This window comes from Amycolatopsis sp. lyj-84, from assembly GCF_046549075.1.
In the GTDB taxonomy this organism is placed as follows: Bacteria; Actinomycetota; Actinomycetes; order Mycobacteriales; family Pseudonocardiaceae; genus Amycolatopsis.
In genome coordinates this window covers 211,325-230,098 of record NZ_JAJPWO010000004.1, presented here as the reverse complement: position 1 = coordinate 230,098, position 18,774 = coordinate 211,325, and the positions used below count along the sequence as shown (strand labels likewise).

At 67.7% G+C, this 18,774-nt stretch carries 17 protein-coding genes; 10 read left to right on the top strand and 7 right to left on the bottom strand.

From position 1 onward, the window contains the following. Nucleotides 1-186: 186 nt before the first annotated feature. Genes ACLJRM_RS15250 through ACLJRM_RS15240 form a run of 3 tightly spaced genes read left to right on the top strand, consistent with a single transcriptional unit; the run spans nt 187 to nt 3,009 of the window. Nucleotides 187-1,134 carry an NAD(P)-dependent oxidoreductase gene (locus ACLJRM_RS15250; RefSeq protein WP_410663293.1) on the top strand — a complete coding sequence of 316 codons (948 nt, stop codon included), beginning with the start codon at nt 187-189 and terminating at the stop codon, nt 1,132-1,134. Continuing rightward, the gene (locus tag ACLJRM_RS15245; RefSeq protein WP_410663292.1) at nt 1,131-2,147 is read left to right on the top strand and encodes a methyltransferase; all 1,017 of its coding nucleotides are present in this window, start codon (nt 1,131-1,133) and stop codon (nt 2,145-2,147) included. The genes ACLJRM_RS15250 and ACLJRM_RS15245 overlap by 4 nt, the downstream gene beginning before the upstream one ends. A 4-nt stretch (nt 2,148-2,151) precedes the next feature. Then, nucleotides 2,152-3,009 carry an LLM class flavin-dependent oxidoreductase gene (locus ACLJRM_RS15240; protein ID WP_410663291.1) on the top strand — a complete coding sequence of 286 codons (858 nt, stop codon included), beginning with the start codon at nt 2,152-2,154 and terminating at the stop codon, nt 3,007-3,009. Between the two features lie 15 nt (nt 3,010-3,024). Here ACLJRM_RS15240 and ACLJRM_RS15235 read toward each other — a convergent pair whose 3' ends face one another. Next, the gene (locus tag ACLJRM_RS15235) at nt 3,025-4,362 is read right to left on the bottom strand and encodes an FAD-dependent oxidoreductase (protein WP_410663290.1); all 1,338 of its coding nucleotides are present in this window, start codon (nt 4,360-4,362) and stop codon (nt 3,025-3,027) included. 437 nt (nt 4,363-4,799) lie between these two features. Between ACLJRM_RS15235 and ACLJRM_RS15230 the strand changes: the two genes are divergently transcribed. Beyond that, nucleotides 4,800-6,650 carry a BTAD domain-containing putative transcriptional regulator gene (locus tag ACLJRM_RS15230; RefSeq protein WP_410663289.1) on the top strand — a complete coding sequence of 617 codons (1,851 nt, stop codon included), beginning with the start codon at nt 4,800-4,802 and terminating at the stop codon, nt 6,648-6,650. A 19-nt stretch (nt 6,651-6,669) separates the two neighbouring features. Here ACLJRM_RS15230 and ACLJRM_RS15225 read toward each other — a convergent pair whose 3' ends face one another. Together ACLJRM_RS15225 and ACLJRM_RS15220 are read right to left on the bottom strand one after the other, a co-directional pair. Further along, on the bottom strand, nt 6,670-8,379 hold the full coding sequence (locus ACLJRM_RS15225) for a BTAD domain-containing putative transcriptional regulator (protein ID WP_410663288.1): 1,710 nt from the start codon (nt 8,377-8,379) through the stop codon (nt 6,670-6,672). A 680-nt stretch (nt 8,380-9,059) separates the two neighbouring features. After that, nucleotides 9,060-9,332 (bottom strand): hypothetical protein, encoded by a 273-nt coding sequence (locus ACLJRM_RS15220; protein ID WP_410663287.1) that lies wholly within the window; start codon nt 9,330-9,332, stop codon nt 9,060-9,062. A gap of 457 nt (nt 9,333-9,789) precedes the next feature. Between ACLJRM_RS15220 and ACLJRM_RS15215 the strand changes: the two genes are divergently transcribed. From ACLJRM_RS15215 to ACLJRM_RS15205, 3 genes are all read left to right on the top strand, one after another. After that, nucleotides 9,790-10,566, top strand: coding sequence for a hypothetical protein (locus ACLJRM_RS15215; RefSeq protein ID WP_410663286.1), 777 nt, complete (start codon nt 9,790-9,792; stop codon nt 10,564-10,566). Nucleotides 10,567-10,578: 12 nt separating this feature from the next. Then, nucleotides 10,579-10,896, top strand: coding sequence for a hypothetical protein (locus ACLJRM_RS15210; protein ID WP_410663285.1), 318 nt, complete (start codon nt 10,579-10,581; stop codon nt 10,894-10,896). Between the two features lie 124 nt (nt 10,897-11,020). Further along, nucleotides 11,021-11,800, top strand: a complete 780-nt coding sequence (locus ACLJRM_RS15205; RefSeq protein ID WP_410663284.1) for an endonuclease I family protein — start codon at nt 11,021-11,023, stop codon at nt 11,798-11,800. 115 nt (nt 11,801-11,915) lie between these two features. Here the strand turns inward: ACLJRM_RS15205 and ACLJRM_RS15200 are convergent, their stop codons facing one another. Then, nucleotides 11,916-13,133 carry a cytochrome P450 gene (locus ACLJRM_RS15200; RefSeq protein WP_410663283.1) on the bottom strand — a complete coding sequence of 406 codons (1,218 nt, stop codon included), beginning with the start codon at nt 13,131-13,133 and terminating at the stop codon, nt 11,916-11,918. A gap of 141 nt (nt 13,134-13,274) precedes the next feature. Next, nucleotides 13,275-14,018: a TetR family transcriptional regulator gene (locus ACLJRM_RS15195; protein WP_410663282.1), complete on the bottom strand. Its 744-nt coding sequence runs from the start codon at nt 14,016-14,018 to the stop codon at nt 13,275-13,277. A 92-nt stretch (nt 14,019-14,110) separates the two neighbouring features. On the opposite strand from ACLJRM_RS15195, the gene ACLJRM_RS15190 reads away from it, so the two are divergent. Continuing rightward, complete coding sequence (locus ACLJRM_RS15190; RefSeq protein ID WP_101609077.1) at nt 14,111-14,581, top strand: glycogen operon protein GlgX; 471 nt, start codon at nt 14,111-14,113, stop codon at nt 14,579-14,581. A 51-nt stretch (nt 14,582-14,632) separates the two neighbouring features. On the opposite strand, the gene ACLJRM_RS15185 is transcribed toward ACLJRM_RS15190, so the two are convergent. Then, entirely contained in the window at nt 14,633-15,874 is a 1,242-nt protein-coding gene (locus ACLJRM_RS15185; RefSeq protein WP_101609076.1) for a lipase family protein, read from the bottom strand. Between the two features lie 283 nt (nt 15,875-16,157). Here ACLJRM_RS15185 and ACLJRM_RS15180 point away from each other — a divergent pair, with 283 nt between their 5' ends. Together ACLJRM_RS15180 and ACLJRM_RS15175 are read left to right on the top strand one after the other, a co-directional pair. Then, entirely contained in the window at nt 16,158-16,805 is a 648-nt protein-coding gene (locus tag ACLJRM_RS15180; protein WP_410663281.1) for a hypothetical protein, read from the top strand. Next, nucleotides 16,802-17,950: a PrsW family intramembrane metalloprotease gene (locus tag ACLJRM_RS15175; protein WP_410663280.1), complete on the top strand. Its 1,149-nt coding sequence runs from the start codon at nt 16,802-16,804 to the stop codon at nt 17,948-17,950. The genes ACLJRM_RS15180 and ACLJRM_RS15175 overlap by 4 nt, the downstream gene beginning before the upstream one ends. Before the next feature lie 10 nt (nt 17,951-17,960). On the opposite strand, the gene ACLJRM_RS15170 is transcribed toward ACLJRM_RS15175, so the two are convergent. After that, entirely contained in the window at nt 17,961-18,755 is a 795-nt protein-coding gene (locus tag ACLJRM_RS15170; protein ID WP_410663279.1) for an alpha/beta fold hydrolase, read from the bottom strand. Between the last annotated feature and the right edge of the window lie 19 nt (nt 18,756-18,774).

Genomic DNA, 18,774 nt, shown 5'->3' with positions numbered 1-18,774 from the left:
TCTCCTCATCGGGTTCCGCGACGGAGGGGCGAAGGCCACACGATGCGCGCGGGCGTTGTAGGGCGGATGGAAGCTCGCTGGGCACCCGGTGAACTCCGGCGGTTCAACGGCGCACCAGCGTGTTTGGAGGACGGGCCGCGAACCTTCGAGCCGAGATCGCACCGGATCGACGGACGGAGGCATCCGATGTCAGAGGCCACCAGCGGGCCGGGATCCCGGCGGCACGGGCCCGGGAAGGTCGCCGTCGTCGGCTTGGGCGCCATGGGCGCCGCGATGGCACACCGTCTGCTCGAGGCCGGGTTCCCATTGACGGTTCACAACCGTACGGCGGGGAAGGCGGCGCCACTGGTCGCCGCGGGCGCGGTGCTCGCCGAGTCGGCCGAAACCGTCGCCAAGGCCGAGAGAATCTTGCTCAGCCTGAGCGACGAAACCGCTGTCGACGCGGTGCTCTTCGACGACCTGCTGCCCCGGCTGCGGAGCGGAACGACCGTGATCGACACCTCCGCGGTGTCGCCGGGATACGCCCGTCGCGCGGCCCGGCGGCTGGCTGCGGCGGGGGTGCGGCGGGTGGAGGCCAGTGTGGTCGGCAATCCAGGGATGGCCCGCTCCGGCGGGCTGCGGGTCTTCACCGCGGGGGAGCGCGACGACGTCGAGTCCGCCCGCGACGTCCTGAACGCGCTGAGCCGCGACGGCTTCGTCCATCTCGGACAGTCCGGTCAGGCCAGCGCGCTCAAACTGGCCTTCAACCTGATGCTCGGCGCGCAGACGGTCGCACTGGCCGAAGCGATCGCTTTCGCCGCCGTCGCCGGGCTGGACCGCGAGACCTTCCTCGACACCGTGCTGAGCAGCGGGGTCCGGTCGCCGGTCCTGGCGTTCCGGGCCGAATTCATGCGCACCGGAAACTACGAACCCGCCGCGTTCCGGGCCCGGTTGATGGAGAAGGACGTCCGGCTCCTGCTGACCGAGGCACAGGACGCGGGAGTGGCCCTCCCGCTGGCCGGAACGCTCGCCCACCGCTACGCCGGCGTCGTCGCGGCGGGCGACGGCGACAAGGACGCGGCCGTCGTCCTGGCGACCCACGACGCCGACGCCGCAGGCACGATTCCCCGAATCAAGGAGGAACACCAGCAATGACCACACAAGCACCGAGCATCGACGGCGCGGGCCCGAGTGTCGTCTTCGAACTCGGTACCGCCTTCTGCACCGCCAAATGCCTTTTGACGGCGCTCGAACTGAGCCTGTTCACCGTGCTCGGCGACGATGAGCTGACCGCCGAAGAGCTGCGGGTGAAGCTGGACCTGCACCCGCGCGGAACGCGCGACTTCCTCAACGTGCTCGCCGCTCTCGGCCTTCTCGAGAACAACGGCGGGCGGTACCGCAACAGCGCGCTGGCCGGACGTCACCTGGTGCGGAGCAACGACGGGTACGTCGGCGGCTTCCTCGAACGGGCGAACCACATGCTCTATCCGGCGTGGGGCCGGTTCGGGGAGATGCTGCGGAACGGGAAGCCCACCGCCGAGGCCGACTACATGGAGATGATCAAGGAGCCGGACCGGCTCCGCAGGTTCCTCGGCATGATGGACGCGCTCACCAGCCTGATCGTGCCGGAGCTGGCCAAGGCCCTCGACTGGACCGCCTACCGTTCGGTGGTCGACGTCGGCGGCGCGCGCGGCAATCTCACCGGCGGGCTGGTCAAGGCCCATCCGCATCTCGCGGGCACCGTGTTCGACCTGCCGGAAATGCGGTCGCCGTTCGAAGAGCACATGCGCACACTCGGTGTGGAAGGAAGTGCCACCTTCCACGCGGGCGACTTCTTCACCGATCCGATCCCGCCCGCCGACGTGGTGGTCATCGGTCACGTCCTGCACGACTGGTCACCCGACGAGTGCAGGATGCTGGTGCGCAAGGCGTTCGACGCGGTGCGGCCCGGCGGGAAACTCGTCGTGTACGACCGGATGGTGGACGAAGACGGCACCGATCTGACCAACCTGATCATCAGCCTCGACATGATGCTGACGACGCCGGGCGGAGCGGAGTACCCGGCCTCGGAGTACCAGAGCTGGTTCACCGAAGCCGGATTCAGCGCGACGGAGGTCGCTCCGCTCGGCGAGAACGACACCGTCGTGATCGGCCACAAGGCGGGTTGACCGGGTGGAGATCGGAGTCGGCCTCCCCGCGGCGGTGTGCGGCGTGGCGGGCGAGCAGCTCTTGGGCTGGGCCCGGTACGCCGACGAGGCCGGGTTCAGCTCGCTCGCGACGCTGGACAGGCTCGTGTACGGCAACTGCGAGTCGTTGGTCGCCTTGGCCGCCTCGGCCGGTGTCACGCGGCGGATCCGCCTCGCCGCGACCGTTCTGCTCGCGCCGTACCGAGGCAATCCGGCACTCCTCGCGAAGCAGCTCGCCACCCTCGACAGGATCAGTGAGGGAAGGTTGGTGGCCGGTCTCGCCGCGGGCGGCAGGGAGGACGACTTCGTCGCCGCGGACCTGCCCTACGCGCGGCGAGGCCGCACCCTCGACACGGCGGTGGAACGCATGACGTCGATCTGGGCGGGTGCGGAACCCGGCGGCCGGATCGGCCCTTCGCCGTATCGGGGGAGCCCGCCACTGATCTTCGGCGGGCATACGGAGATCGCGATCCGACGGGCGGCCCGGTACGGGCAGGGCTGGATCTCCGGCGGCAGTTCGGCCAGCGGGTACCGGGAGCTCGCCGAACGCGCCCGGCGCGGCTGGGTGGCCGAAGGCAGGCAGGATCAGCCGCGGCTGCTGGCGCTGGCCTATTTCGCGCTCGGCCCCCAAGGCGCGGAAGTGGCCCGGCGCTACGTCGGCGAGTACTACGCGTTCCTCGGGGAGAAGGCGACCGACCGGATCACCCAGGGCGTCCTCACCGATCCGGCGCGGTTGCGCGAAACCGTGGCGGCCTACGCCGACGCGGGCTGTACCGAACTGATCCTCATGCCGTGCGCCGCCGAGCGGTCACAGCTGGAACTGCTCGACGGAGTGGTGCACTGAAGGTCTCGTGCCCGTTCACAGACCGCGTTTGCTGATGGCCAGCATGGCATCGAGATCCGACACCTTGCTGCGATCCCGGCCCTGCGCCTGTCCCCGGTTGATCTCGTAGGAGTCCAGGCGCAGCCAGTCCGACCAGCTCACGAACTCCGTGCCGCGGCGGCGTAACAGCCGCGGCACGGAGTCCGGATCCGACGACCGGGAGCGGTGGCCCTCCGCGAGATCCTCGATGACGCACCGTGCGGTCTCCACGGCGTCGGCCTTGTTGGTGCCGATCACCCCGGACGGGCCGCGTTTGAGCCAACCCGCCACGTAGCAGCCCGCGACCGGCCGCCCGCCGCCGTCGACGATCCGCCCCTTGCGCTGCGGCAAGGTCCCGGTGCGGGCGTCGAAAGGCAGTCCTGGCAACGGATCCGCGCGATAGCCCACGGCACGGAGCACACCCTGGACCGGCAGTACCTCTTCACCTTCGCTGCCGCCGGGACGGGTGCGGGCCAGCCGCAGACCGCTCACCGCACCGTCGCCCTCGATCGCCGCCGCGCTCCGCCAGAACACCAGATGGATCCGCCGGGTGGCGCCGGTCGCGGGGCGCTCCGCCCACTCCCGCAGGAGATCGACGTTGGCCCGCGTCTGCCGGTTGGTTTCGAGCAGCCGTTCGTCCGCCTCGTCCAACCGCAGATCCTCGGGCCGCACCAGGACGTCGACCCCGCGCAGCAGACCGAGTTCCCGGAGTTCGACGGTGGTGAACTTGGCCTGGGCGGGCCCGCGCCTGGCCACCAGGTACACGTCGGCGACGCTGCTGCACCGCAAGCCGTCGAGGACGTGATCCGGCACGTCGGTGTCCGCCAGTTCGCGGGGGTCCTTGACCAGCAACCGGGTCACGTCCAGTGCGACATTGCCCGCACCGAGCACGGCGACCTTCCTCGCGTGCAAGGGAAAATCGACGAGCGCGTCCGGATGGCCGTTGTACCAGGAGACGAATTCGCCCGCGGGCCAGCTGCCACGCAGCTCCTCGCCGGGTACCCCGAGCCCGCGATGCCCGGGAGCCCCGGTCGCGAAGATCACGGCCTCGTAGTGGGTGAGCAGATCGTCCAGGCCGAGATCCACGCCGAAGCTCACGTTGCCGAAGAACCGGACGGCGGGATTCTCCAGCACCCGCCGCAGGACGGCGCTCACCGACTTGATCCTCGGGTGATCGGGTGCCACGCCGTACCGGACGAGGCCGTACGGGGCGGGTAAGCGGTCGAAGACGTCGATGGCCGGACCCCGCTCCGATTTCAGCAGAGCCTCCGCGGTGAACACCCCCGCCGGCCCCGAACCGACGATCGCTATCCGTGGCACGCGACCTGACAGCACGGCGATTCCCCCTCCTCCAGCATGATCCTTGCCGCCCACGTTAGGCGCGCCGTCAGGAGCCGACATCGGCCTTCGGTCGCCCGCTCCCGTACAGAAAGTCTCGCGGCGCGGGAACCCGGCTACATCGATCGGATGACCCTCGGGTGAGCGGATCGAATCCGGACGGCCGCGGACGAGTGTTCGATTTCCGCGTCGCCCGGCGGATAAGTGCTGGTCATCGCGTCGCCGGCCACGTCCGGTCGTCGACTCGGACGCGGTTTTGGTCAGCCGGTAACCACATCAGGATCGCTGTAGTAAGCCACAACCGATCTTCAAGGGTGGGGGTCGCACCAGCCGATAGATTGTAAGGACTCACGAAGGACGCCCGAAAGAAATCGATATCCGCACTTCGCGTACGGGTCATCGAGTCACCGGCAAACTGGGGGAGCGTGCTGACGATGGAGGTCAATCTACTGGGGCCGCTCGAAGTCTTCCGCGATGGAGTGGTGATCACTCCGTCCGCGCCGAAACTTCGGCGGATGTTCAGTCTTCTGGCACTACAGGCGAACAATCTCGTCCGGACCGATCAGATCATCGACGAACTCTGGGAGGACAGGCCGACGGCCAGCGCCGCCACGACCTTGCAGACCTACATCTACCAACTGCGGAAGCTGCTGCAGCTGTCACCGGCGCAAGGCGTGCGCTCTTCGCGCCCCGCGGGTGCCGGTGATGCCGCGTTGCACACCCTCACGAACGGTTATGTTCTCGCGCTGCCGTCGAACGCGCTCGATTCGCACCGCTTCGAGCAACTGGCGAAACGCAGCCGGGCCGAATTGGAAATGGGGGCGGTCGGCACCGCGTCCGAATCGCTCGCGGAAGCGCTGCGGCTCTGGCGTGGGCTCGCGCTCGCGGACGTCAGCACGGGACCGGTCCTGGAGGCCGAAACGCGACGTCTGGAGGAACTCCGCAAAGGCGTCCTCGAACAGCGGATCGACGTGGATCTCCAGCTGGGCAAGCACAACGAGCTGCTCGGCGAGCTCACCATGCTGGGGGCGCAGTACCCGACCCATGAAGGTTTCCAGGCGAAATTGATGCTGGCGCTCTATCGGGCGGGCAGACAGGCCGAGGCGCTCCACGTGTACCACCGCACCAGGGAGGCACTGGCGAACGAACTCGGCCTCGATCCCACCGATTCGCTGCAACGGTTGCAGCGGGCCGTGCTGAGGGCGGACCAAAGCCTGTCCTCACCGGCCTCCGCCACGGGGCCGGTCGTCACCCGCCGGTCCAGGCCGCCGCGACAGCTCCCGCCCGACGGCGCGGTCCTGATCGGGAGGCGGGCCGAGAGCGCCGCGGCACTCGAGGCGTTGTGCACCGGGCGGGGCCGGGCCGCGACAGTGGTCGTCATCGTCGGCGCTCCCGGCGTCGGCAAAACGGCACTGTGCAACCACGTCGCGCATCAGGTCGTGGACCGGTATCCGGACGGGCAGTTCTACGCCAGGCTGCTCGGCGACGACGGCAGGCCGGTGGAACCGGGTGAGGTGCTCGCCGGGTTCCTGCGCGCGGCAGGGGTGACCGACGACCGGATCCCGGCGTCGACGGACGAACGCAGCAGGATGTTCCGCACCTGGACCACGGAACACCGGGTGCTCCTCGCGCTGGACGACGCGGTCAATCCCGAGCAGTTGCTGCCGTTGCTTCCGTCGAGTCCGGACTGCGGGGTGCTGGTGACCAGCCGCCGCCGTCTCTTCGTCGCGGCGACGAGCATGACCGTGGAACTGCGGCCGCTCACCGAGCCCGAAGGGGTTCAGCTGCTGACCGGGGTCCTCGGCAGTGACCGGGTTCTCCAGGACGAACAGGCCGCCAGGGAACTGGTGAGACTGTGCGACGGGCTTCCGCTGTCGCTGCATTCGGTCGCCGGGATGCTGCGGGTCCGGCCGCACTGGGCGATCGCCAGATCGGTCCACCGGCTCAGCACGGTGATCGACGGTCCCTTGATCAGCACCGATCTCCTCGGCCTGCAGGCGAGTGTCGAACGGAGCTGTTCGCTGGCTCGCCCGGACGCGCAGGACGCCTTCCGGAGGCTGACGAAGCTGGAGGACGGGAGCGTTTCGGCGGCTCAGGCGGCGGGGACACTGGAGGTGGACGAGCAGCACGCCGAGTCGTTGCTGGAGGATCTGGCCGAGCTGCGGCTGATCGAGGTGGCCGCTTTCGACGACCGGATCGGGCATACCCGGTATTCGTTCTTTCCCAGCCTGCGGGCGATCGGCCGCAGACTGGGGGAGCGGAAAGAACTCTGCCTGCTGAGCTGAAACGACGACGGCCCGGCACTCAGCCGGGCCGTCGTCGTCGCTGCCGCATCATGGTCCGCGGCCGGTGCGCGCAGAACCTCGTCCGGCGTGGCCGGGTCAGCGGACGTCGCCGGGCGACATCTTCGACGAGTTCTTCGGCGTAGCAGCGGATCAGTGGATGAAATTCGTAGCTCACCGTCGAAATCGCCTCGCCGGATATCCGGAGAAGTCCGTGATCGACGAGGGTGAGCAGGATCCTGCCGGTCTCCAGCCGGTCGTAACCGAGCAGCGCGGCCGCCTCGGCATCGGCCAGCGTGGGCTTCCCCGTGGCGGCGAACTTCCGGAAGGCAAGCTGAGCCCGCCTCGGCATGACGTGGTAGCTGCCCGCGATCCGCCCGCGTACGTCCAGATCGTGAAAGGACAACGCGTCGAGCCTGCGCGCGTCGTTTTCGAGCTCTCGGAGCACGGTCCGGATCGGCCAACCGGGAACGGAACCGAGCTGGGCGCCGACCGCGCGCACGGCGAGGGGCAGACCGCCGAGCAACTGGACTATCCGGTCGACGTGCTCACGTTCGACGGCGACCCGTTCCGTGCCGATCATCGCGGACAGCAGCCCGGCGCTCTCGGCCGGTTCGAGCGGGTCGAGACCGACCAACCGTGATCCCGCCGCCGGATGGAGGCCGCGCCGGGCGGTGACCACCACCGCACAACGCGGTCCGGCGGGCATCAGTGGCCGCACCTGCTCCGCGGAACCGACGTCGTCGAGCACGACGAGCACCCGCTTCATCGACGTCCATGTGCGAAAGAGCGCGGCCCTGTCTTCCAGGCCGGCGGGCAACCGCTCCGGGGGAAACCCCGCGGCCCGGAGGAAACCGTCGAGAACGTCCGCCGGATCCCTGGCTTCGCCGCTCGCGCCGAGGCAGGCGTAGAACTGCCCGCCCTCGAACCGGGATCGCACCCGTTGCGCGACGCGCACCGCGAAGGCGGTCTTGCCGACCCCCGGCATACCGTGCACCGACAGCACCCTCGGCGCGAGGTCCGCGAGCCCGGCCGAGGTCAGCCACAGGACCGCGTCCTCGACGAGGCCACCGCGGCCCACGAAGTCGGCGCTGTCGCCCGGCAGTTGAGCGGGGCGCTCGGACGCGATGGTGACCTGGGGTTTCGGCGGGGCGGTACTCGGGACCGGTTCGCCCGCCAGGACGGCCTGATGTGCCTGCTGCAGGAGCTGCGAAGGTTCGAGACCCATTTCCTCGACCATTTCGCGGCGGAATCGCTGGTAGACCCCCAAAGCCTCGTCGCGCCGGTGACAGCGATGCAGCGCGAGCATCAGGTGAGCGTGGAACACCTCGCTGCGCGGATACGTGATCACGAGTTCTTTCAATTCGCTCACGAGTTCACGATGCCGCCCCAGTTGAAGATCCGCTCCGATGCGGAGTTCGAGGGCGCGTAGCCTGCTCTCATCGAGGCCGGTGACGTGCGCGGCCAGCAGCGCGCCGGTCTCCATGGCACTCATCACCGGCTCTCGCCACAGGCCGAGGGCCTCGCGCAGCGATTCCGCGGCCAGGCGTGGTTCACCACGCTCCAGCGCGCCCTCGCCGCGCCGTACCAGCTGTTCGAACCTGTGCAGGTCGAGACAGGGCGGTGGCATTTCGAGGAAGTAGCTCTGCTGTTTGGTGTGCAACGCGAAACCGCGTTTCGGCAGATTCGCCGGGAAAAGCAGGGAACGAAGTTTGTGGATGTAGGTGTGCACCGTGGTGCGCGCGCTGGGCGGAGGGTGGTTTCCCCAGAGCTCCAGAACGAGATCGTCTATATTGACGGGCGTGTTGCTTCGAAGTATTAAAAGCGTCAGTATTCTTCGCATTTTGGGTGCGCTCGGCGTGACATCCCGCCCATTGATTTCGATCGCCAAAGACCCCAGAATTTTACAATACAGATCCACTTGTAGATCCTCCCCAGAGCACGATAAAGGGTAGCGAAGTTCACGTTCCACGCATACCGTGCCGCGGTCGGATAATATAGCCGATGACATCTCTGTGTCAATAAAGGAAACGGCCATCGGGGTTTGAAGTCGAGCGTCGAAGGTGAAACCACTGTCTGCGCGCCGGACGCGATGAATTCCCCGGTGGAGAGGCCGCCTTGGGGCTGAATCCGCAGCGCCGGACGTGGCTCGATGGCGATGTTTCCGCGAGGTTACCGAGGTGTGGAGCGGTGGGAAGTGCTCGGAGACGGCCTTGACCGATTCGGGTTCTGCGTCGAATCACCATTGGTCCTCGCCCGTGTTCCCCGTGTCGCGAAAACACTTCCTCGGTAATCGGCACCCGGACGGCGGTGTGCCGGAACGGTCGTACCTGGTTCGATCCGGCCGATCACGACAATCACCTGTTCCTATTGTGTGGAGTGGCCGGACGGGACTGACGGCCGCGGGTATGCTCACGGGAGCAGCGGCGGGACGCGGACCGGACGCGCCGGTACGCGGATCGCGGCGACCGCGCAGAGCATGATCAGAACAATGATTCGTTGCAGCTCGCCTTGGTCCATGGAGATACGTGTGGCGGAGTCCGTCATCCTTCCCGGAATCGGCTTTCCGATCAAGCGGGGTCGTCCGAAGAGCCCATCCGGCTCGTAGGTCTTATCGAGAAACCACTTTTCGCTGACAAGCGCCGATTCCATGACCTGTAACTCGGCCAGGGCATCGACGGTCAAGAGCTGGCAGCCGAACTGGACATCAAGGCCAACACGGCCTCCACCCGGGGGTGGTGCCCTACGGCCTGCGCGGCCCCCGGCGCGGTGGTGGCGGGCCGCACGATCCCGGTCAAGATCACCGTCGACCCGAACGCCGCGATGCCGTCCGGCTGACCCGGGTGAGTCGCGGATCAGCGAGGATCGTCCCTTTCCCGCACTGTGGTCTTGGCGCAATTACGCAAGATCGATTGACAAACTCTCCGGGGACGCCCGATATCACGGCTCATGAGATTGCCGAGTGGGCAAGCGATGTGTCAACATCGTCGATGTGACGGTCGGTGACGCCGGAATGGCTACTTTCGTCTTCTTGAAGGAACGAATCCACGGGATGCTGGCATCCACTGGCTGCAGCTTCGACGTCTATCCGCATGGGTCTTCGGTGAAGGGGACCCGAATCGACCCGCGCGGCGACGTCGACGTGGTGGTCGAACTGTGCCATCCGATCGTGCCCACTTGGCGGGACGGCTTCGAGGCGGCCCAGGGTACGAGCTTCGGCAAACGGGTGCAGGGGCGGGCACCCACTCCGGAATTCCTGTGGTTCAAGGAAACCATCGCGCAAGCGCTGAGCTACGACTTCGAGACGATGTCGCCGGGACTGGGATCGATGGTCGCGTGGGGCAAGGTCCAGAAGGTGCTCAAGGTGACACCGGTCTTTCCCGGCCACGTCAACGCCGATCTGCTGATCTGCCAGCGGTTCCTGGAAGCACCGCCCGTTTTCAGGAAGAGCGCGGACGAGGGTGTCATTTTCTGGGATGGATACGGTGAACCGCAGGTCAGTCATCCGAAGAAGTACATCGCGAAGGTCAAGGAAAAAGACAAGCGAACGAGCGGAATGTACACGCAACTCGTGCGGCATCTGAAAAATAACCATGCCGATCTCAAATATCGCGGCTCCGGAAACCGGCGCTCGCCCGGTCCGTCCAGCCAGGTCGCCACGGACTCGTCGCTGGGAGTTTCCTCGGCGACACTGGAGATGCTGGCGTACGGGGTTCCCAACGATCACTACACTCCCCGGAACCTGAACTCGACGCGAAAAAAGGTGAGGACCTATCTTCGTGGGGTCGCCGAGAACGAACGCTCGCGTCAGTCGTTCGTGCCCTGGGATCTCCTCAACGACACCACGTACCCGCACTGGATCGAGTTCATGCACGGAGCGTTCAGGACGATGCTGTCGAACGACAGGATGTGGGCCTGAGGAACAAGTGACATGGGTCGGGTCGACGAGTTCCGGCGGCGAGCGAGCGACAAGCCGTGCCCCTGGTGCGAACGGGTGGAGGGCTTCGACAAGCCGTCCCTTCAAGAGCGGATCAAGATCGAAGGCCGGGATGCCGCCAGTGGCGCCGTGACCGGACTGACGACCTCGGGGCTGGGGTCATTCCTGCGTCATCTCGCCAAGCCGAAGGGGGTTGACGCCGTCTGCGCTCGCTGTCGGGCGGCTGTCAAGATCTGCCCGAGATGCGATTCGCCCAATCGTCCCGGCGGGATGGTCGAAGAGTGCATGGCCTGCGGTAATACCTTCGTGTAGCCGAGGCGACCGGGTGGGCCTATTGACAAGCATGACAGTATTTTTCCAACTAGATGACTAGTGCGTTGTCCGGTGTTGCCGGCGAACGGCGATCCGGGTGGCGCCTCTGGGGAGAGGACTGTTCATGCAGCCGGCCCGCCGTATCGCCCAAGTAGTCGCGCTCACCGTCGCGGTGGGGATCACCTTGGCGGCGCCGGCCTCGGCGAGACCACTCGCGGCAGGCGACGACTACTACCAGGACGCGGTGGGCAAGACCGGTGCCGAACTCAAGTCGGCGTTGCACAAGATCATCAGTACCAACACCAAGCTGACCTACGAGCAGGTGTGGGACGGGATCAAGGCCACCGACGAAGATCCCGCCAACGCGGCGAACGTCGTGCTGCTCTACAGCGGCCGCTCGCAAGCGAAGACCGCCAACGGCGGCGGTGTCGACCAGTGGAACCGGGAACATGTCTGGGCGAAGTCGCACGGCGACTTCGGCACCGCGACCGGGCCCGGTACCGACCTGCACCATCTGCGTGCCGAGGACGTGTCGGTCAACAGCACCCGGGGGAACAAGGACTTCGACGCCGGTGGTTCCCCGGTCGACGAAGCGCCCGGCAGTCTGACCGACGACGATTCGTTCGAGCCGCGGGACGCGGCGAAGGGCGACGTGGCCCGCATGATCCTGTACATGGCCGTTCGCTACGACGGCACCGACGGCTTTGCCGATCTGGAGCCCAACGATGCCGTCGACAACGGCTCCAAGCCCAACATCGGCCGTCTCTCGGTGCTGTTGAAGTGGAACAGCCAGGATCCGCCCGACGCCGGCGAGCAGCGCCGCAACCAGGTCATCTACGACCAGTTCCAGCACAACCGCAATCCCTTCATCGACCATCCCGAATGGGCCGCCTCCATCTATTGAGGGGTAAGGCAAAGGGCGACGGGATGAAGGTGCCCTTCGCCGTGTCCGATGCTGGGCTGACCACCGAGGCGGGCGGCGCCGTCCGGAAAACGACGCCGCCCGTGGTCCTTCCGGATCACCAGGTGACGGGTAGCTCCCGCACCGTGTAGAAGATCACGTTCTCGTCGAAGGCCAATTCCTCCAGAGGTGCCGCCAGTTTCAGAGTCGGTATGCGTCGATAGAGCGTGCTGTAGGCGACCTGAAGCTCTGCCCGGGCCAGCGGGGCGCCGAGGCACAAGTGCTTGCCGTGGCCGAAAGCGAGATGGTGGCGGGACTCGCGCCCGATGTCGAGCCCATCGGGATTAGGGAAGGCCGAGCGGTCCCGGTTGGCCGTGCTCTTCACGGCGATGATGCCTTCGCCGGCGCGGATGAGTCTGCCGCCGATCTCCAGATCCTCCCGCGCGACACGGCGGGCCTCGGTGTGGGTGATGGACAAATAGCGCAGGAGTTCTTCCACGGCGTCGGCCACCGCCGCGGGATCGTCGCCGTCCCGGAGCTCTCGGAGCTGGTCCGGGTGGGTCAGGAGCGCGATCGTGCCCAAGGTGATCATGCTCGCGGTGGTGTCGTGTCCGGCCACGAGGAGAAGCTGGCCCAGCGTGGCGATCTCGCGGGGAGTCATCGCGCCGGTCCGGAACTGTTCGACGGTCAGTGTGCTGAGCAAGTCTTCGCCAGGCTCAGCGTTCTTCGCGGCCACCAGGTCTTCCAGGTAGGTGTTCAGTCGTTCGCTGGCGGCCATGGCCTGTCCGGGATCGAGTTCGTCCATCACGAGTGTGCGCGCGACGCCTTGGAAGAAGTCGCGGTCGGTGTAGGGCACGCCGAGCAGTTCGCAAATCACCTGTGAGGGGACCGGCAACGCGAAGGCCTCGACCAGATCCACCGGCCCGGGGGAGGCGAGCATCGCGTCGATGAGGTCGTCGACGATCCGCTGGATCCGGGGCCGCAAGGCCGCCATCTTCTTGATCGTGAATTCCGGCGTCAGCAGCCGCCGCTGGGCGGTGTGTTCCGGCGCGTCCATCTGCATCAACGTCTTCATCCGCGTGTCACGCGCCTTGCTCACCGCGTTGGTGTGCGGGAAGGCGGGCCGCGTGGCGTCGACGCTGACCCGTGGGTCGGCCAGCACCGCTCGCACGTCCGCGTGCCGTGTGATCAGCCAGGGCGTACTGCCGTCCCACAACCTCACCCGCGACACCGGCTCGAGTTCGGCCCGCCGGGTCAATTCCGGTGCCGGGTCGAGTGGGCAACCCGCCGCCCGGGCCATCGGAAACGACTGTGCCGCAGCCTTTTCGCCGGTCATGGAGCCTCCTTGTGTCGATCACTGATGCGCCTGCAGCATGCCGGTGGCGGGCACCCCGGTAATCGGACAAATCGGATGTTAGATGGCTCACATTCGGGGACGCCGCGTGAATGACACTGAGTGTCAGTGCGGGCCGGGTGCCTACTGTTCGCCGCCGCGGTTCAGTGCCGCGGTGACCTGGGCGATGACCTCGGACATGGGCGCCGCCGAACTCAGCACGGCGACCACGGTGGTCTCCTGGCCGGACGCGGCGGGCCCGCCGGTGCGGAACGCGTCGATGACCAGCGTGAACGCCTCGTCCGCGCCGGCCGCGATGTCGTCCTTGCCGCCGCTGCGCAGCCAACGGCGCAGCACGTGGTTGTTGGCGGCCGCGATCGCCGCGGCGGCCACCGCCGCGCGCAGGGCGGCCATCGGGTCGCCCTGCTCCTCGAACCGGCCCTGGAGATAGCGGGCGAGTACGCGCTGATAGCGGTCGACGGTCGCGACCTCCTTGTCCCGCAACGAAGGCACGGTGCGGGTCAAGGTGAAGCGCTTGAGGGAACCGTCGATGTCGGCGGCGTAGGAGTCGAGTACCAGGCGCACCGCGGCGCAGCCCACCTCCACCGGCTCGCACGCCGGGTCCGCGGTGGCGAAGACCTCTTCCATCTCCGCCACGATCTCGTCGTGATTGGCGAAGAGGACGTCGTCCTTCGCGTCGAAGTACCGGAAGAACGTGCGGCGGCCGACTCCCGCGGCGGCGGCGATCTCGTCCACCGTGGTGGCTTCGTATCCCTGGGTCACGAACAGATCCACCGCCGCGGTGGCGAGCGAACGGCGCAGTTGGCGCCGGCCGGCGGGGGTCGCCCCGACCCGGGTGGCCGGTACGCGTCGTGACGGATCCGTCATGGCGGGGACGGTAGCAGTTCTGCTTGCTAATGACACTGAGTGCCGTTACGGTGAGAGGCACTCCACACCCCGCCCAGTGGAAGGCGTCGCCGATGACCCTCGACCAGCAGATCCAGCCAAGCGAGTCTTCCGCGCTGCGGGAATCGGCGGCCGAGGACTTCGAGGCCTACTACGGCAGGCTCTTCGGCTGGTCGGTGAAACGGCAGGGGTCCCGGCCGTTTCTGGTACTGGAGAACGGCATCTGCGCGGTGACGGTCCCCAGGCTCAGTGCCGGACCGGTCCTCGACGGCCTCGCCGCGACAGGCTGCGAGGGGCCCGCGTTCGTCATCCCGTCGCGACTCGGGCCGCGCGTGGCCATGCTCGCCGAGACGGACGGCCTCGTTCCTCCGCGCGCCGCTCTGCCCAAGGACGTCGAGGTGATCGCCGGTGGCGCGCTTCTCCCGCTGCCGATCGGCGCCCGGCGTCCGGACGTCGCGCTGGAATGGCTCACCGTCCCCGACCCCCGGCAACGGTGGCTTCCCAGTCTGGGCGCGGTCCTCGCCGGTATTCACGCGAGGTTCTGAGAGGGCTTTTCCCGGTACGGTCCGGGAAAAGCCCTCCGCGTGCTTGAGGGATCAGAACCGGCCGCAGTTGCCGGTGCCCGCCTGACCGCTGAACACGGCCCGCAGCCAGGCGGTGGCGTCAGTGGCCGCGGTCGGCATGCCCAGCGCGTGGGAGAAGAAAGGTGCGAGGGAGACCAGTTCCTTCCACTGGACGTTGGCGCCCTTGCCGCACCAGTCCTTGGCCATCTGCTTGCCCACCGCCGCGGGGATCACGTCGTCCGTCGGGCTGTGCTGGACCATGGTCGGCATGGCGGGTTTGAGGTTCCCGATCCGGTTCTCGGCGATGATCGCGTCGAACGGCGGCTGTGTCAGGTACGACGAAACCGGCTGACCGTTCTTGGTCAGCGAGCTCGTCTGCTTGAACATGAACTTGAAAACGGCGTCGAGCGTGCAGGTCTGCCGTGCCTGCAGGAACAGTTCGGCACCGGCCGGATTGGCCAGGCCGACCAAGTTGGCCTCAGGGTAGGCCTGATTGATCCCGATCAGCGCGTAACCCAGGAATCCCAGGTATATTCCGCCGTCCAGCGATTTGGCCAGTGCGGCCTTGTCGGCGGGCGGCGCGCCGGAATAGACGCCTTTGACGTTCAGTTCGGGCGCGTAGGTGGAAGCCAGTTCCGCGGCCGCCGCGGCGGCACTGCCGCCCTCGGAGTAGCCGGCGATGCCCACCGGGCCGTTCCCGGGAAGTCCGGTCCCGGGCAACCGCTGAGCCGCACGGACCACGTCGAGCACGGTGTGCGCCTCGGAAAGCCGGTTCACGTAGGGATGGTCGCCACTGCCCTCGACCCACGGTCCGAGGTAGTCGGTCTGCGCGACGGCGAACCCGGCGCCCAGCAGCGCGTCGACGAAACCGTTCTGGAATCCGGAAACCAGGTCCCGGGAACCCTCGCCCGCCAAAGTTTTCGAGGGAGCGCACTGCGCGCCCATGCCGAAGGTGAACGGTGCGTAGGCCACGATCGGCCGCTCGCCGGGACCGCTCCACGCGGTCGACGGCACCAAGACCGTTCCGCTGACGGCGACCTGCTTGTCCTTGTTGTCCCGGGAAAGGTATTGGATCCGGGTGGCTTTGGCGCCGTTGTAGGTCGAGGGCTGCGACTTGACCACGTCGCCGTTCTGCCCCGCGGGCAGCGGTGACGAAACGGTGTACACCGAGGTCGCGTCGGCGCTGGCCGGCGAGGTGCTCGCCGTCAGGAGGGCGGTCGCGATCAGCGTCGCGGTCATGGTGACGGTCATGCCACGGCGAAGGGAAATGGGCATACGGGAACTCCACATCGAGTCGGAACGTGAGGTCGGCTGACCAAGTGCCTGACTGCGATGGCCTGTCGCAGAAAGCGCGGAGATCGTGTCCTGCGCCTTGTGAAGAATGGAAACGGCTCGGTCGCACACTGTCAACGGACGGCGACCGAACAGTCGCCGGGCTATCAACGGGTGGCGACCGGCCGCGCCGGTTTCTGTCAGGCGGGTGACAGGCGTCGACGCCTGTCACCCGCGTCCGCCGAAAAGATGCGGATCCGGCACGGCGCTGTTTAGAGTTTTCGCGGTGACCTCGAATTCGGGCGTTAAGGCAGCACCTTCAGGGTGGGTTCCGGTCGAGCACCGTTTCCTCGGTCTCGACAAACGGACGTTCGGACCGGCTCTGATCACCCTTTCGGTGGCCTTGGTGCTCATCTACGGACTACCGGCGGTCAACGCGGTCATCCCGTGGCGCAACGAGATCCGGGCCGGTGAGGTGCTGGAGCTCGGCGATGGCGCGACGGCGGTCCCGCCGGTGGGCTGGCAGCTCGAGAACGGCACGCTCGTCGGTACCGGCGCCGCGAGGCCGGAGTCGCTGCAGGCCCTGCTCGCCACGGGCGGCGCGACCATCGACCTGCGCGGCGCGTCGTACTCCGGATCCGCCGAGGCGTTCCTCGACCAGGTCGAGCGGTCGAGGGGGGCCGGCCCGGCCGGAGTCGACGGGACACAGGGCACGGTGACGACCACCGCCGGGCTGGTCGGCATCGTGCGGACCACCACCGGCCCCGCGGGTGACGGGCTCGACGTGGCGTTCAAGATGGCGGGCTCCGGTCAGGCGGCCGAGGCGGCACCCGCCTTGCTGATCACGGTCCGCACCGCGCCGGGCCAGTTCGAGCGCTATCGGGACGTGGTGGCGGGATTCCTGCGCAGCGTCGCGCCGGGGACGGGCCGATGACCGCGCCGTCGGAGGGCAAGGCGGCACAACTGGCCGCGATCGAACAGTCGGGCTGGGGACAGCCGTTCCGGTTCGTCCAGCCGCACAACCTGGCGTTCTGGGTGTATCTCCTCGGGATCGGCGGCGGCACGCTCTCGATGGTGCGGTACTTCGGCGCCGACGGTGGTTTCTACACCCCGGCGCTGGCCGGTGGCGTGCTGTTGTTCGGGCTCTACCTGGTGCCGTGGTTGCTGCTGCTGCGCCACCACAATCGCTACACCGCCCAACCGGCCGGACTGCTGGCGGCGGGGTTCGCGTGGGGTGGCATCGCCGCGGCGTTCTGGATCGCGCTCCCGGCGAACACCGCGCTGCTGGAGATCTGGACGAAGCTCGGCGGCACGGCCTTCGCGGCCGACTGGGCCGCCGGTCTCACCGCGCCGGTCAACGAGGAATGGGGCAAGGCACTCGGCCTGGTGCTGCTGATCGGGCTCGCGCCGAGGCTGGTCCGCAGCGCCTACGACGGTTTCATCATCGGCGCGTTCATCGGCCTGGGCTTCCAGGTCTTCGAGGACGTGCTCTACGTGTACAACGGTGCCGTCCAAAGCTTCGGTGTCGATCAGGTCGGCACCTCGCTGCAGATGTTCCTGATCCGGGGCGCGGCCGGAATCGTGTCGCACGCCCTCTTCAGCGCCGTCTTCTGCACCGGCCTGATGTGGGTCCTCGGGCGGACCCGGAGCGAGCGCAACGTGGTCCTCGGTGTGTCGACCATGCTGACGGCGATGGTGTTCCACTTCGCCTGGGACGACATGACCGGAATCAGTGGTGGCGGCTCCCTGGCCGCCGTCCTGCCCTTCGCGATCGCGGCCGTCGAGCTCACCGTGTTGTTCGCCGTCCTGCGCCGTGCCGCGCGGCAAGAACGTGCCTGGATCCGCCGGCTGCTCGGTCCGGAGGTGGAAACGAGCGTGCTGGATCCCGCCTTGCTGGACGCGGTCAGCGGCCTGCGCAAAGACCGCAAGGCTTATCGCAAGCGCTTGCACTCGCGGCGGAAGGCCCGCCACTCGATCGAAGGCGCGGGAGATCTCGCCCGTGAGATCGCCCGCGCGGGCGGACAGGAGACCGAACGAGTCGAACACGCCCGGAGCGAACTCCGCCGGCTCCGGGCGTGATCCGATCGTCCTACCGGTTGTCCAGATCGGCGTAGAAGTCGTTCAGCGCGGCCGCGCCCCGTTTCGGGTCCTGCATCATCCACCAGTGCCCGAGGCCGTCCAGGACGACTTCCCTGGCGTCGAACCGTTCAGCCGCGCGGTGGGCGAATTCCGGCCCGCCGACGTACTGGTCTTCCGTCGCGTTGATGACGAGCCCCGGACGGCGTTGCTCCTGGGGGAGCCCGGTGCCCCAATCGAACGCCGGGAGATCCGTCGCCGAGCGGTACAGAGCCAGGATGCACCGTCCCATCTCCGCACCGTCCGCGTTCGCCGTCGCCTCCGCCGCCGCGGTGGTCATCCCGGCCGCGACCAGCCCCGCCGCCAGGTCTTCGGCCGGACCGCCGAACATCTGCTCGATCGCGGCTTCGCCGGCACCGGGTGTCTGCCAGGTCTGCGCGAGGTCGTGCCAGACGTAGTCCGGATCGGTGCAGCCCGCCACGTCGTTGCACCAGGACCGGATGAGGTCGGGCCTGGTGGCGGCCACCCGCTGCACGTGGCAGCCGCCCCAGTCGTGCCCGACCAGATCAATCGGTCCGTCGATCGCTTCGAGTTCGGCGACGAGCCAGCGGAGATAGTCGTCCGCGGTCGCGCCGAACCCGTCGGGAACCGCCGCGCCGAACCCGGGCGGCGACAGCCTGACGACGTCGGTCCTCGCGAGTTCGTGGCGTAGCGGTTCCCAGATCGCGGCCGTTTCGGGAACTCCGTGGACGAAGACGACAGGCATGGTGACTCCGATGAACGCCGGGACACTGGTCGGTCCGGCCATCTTGGCACGGAAAGCGACG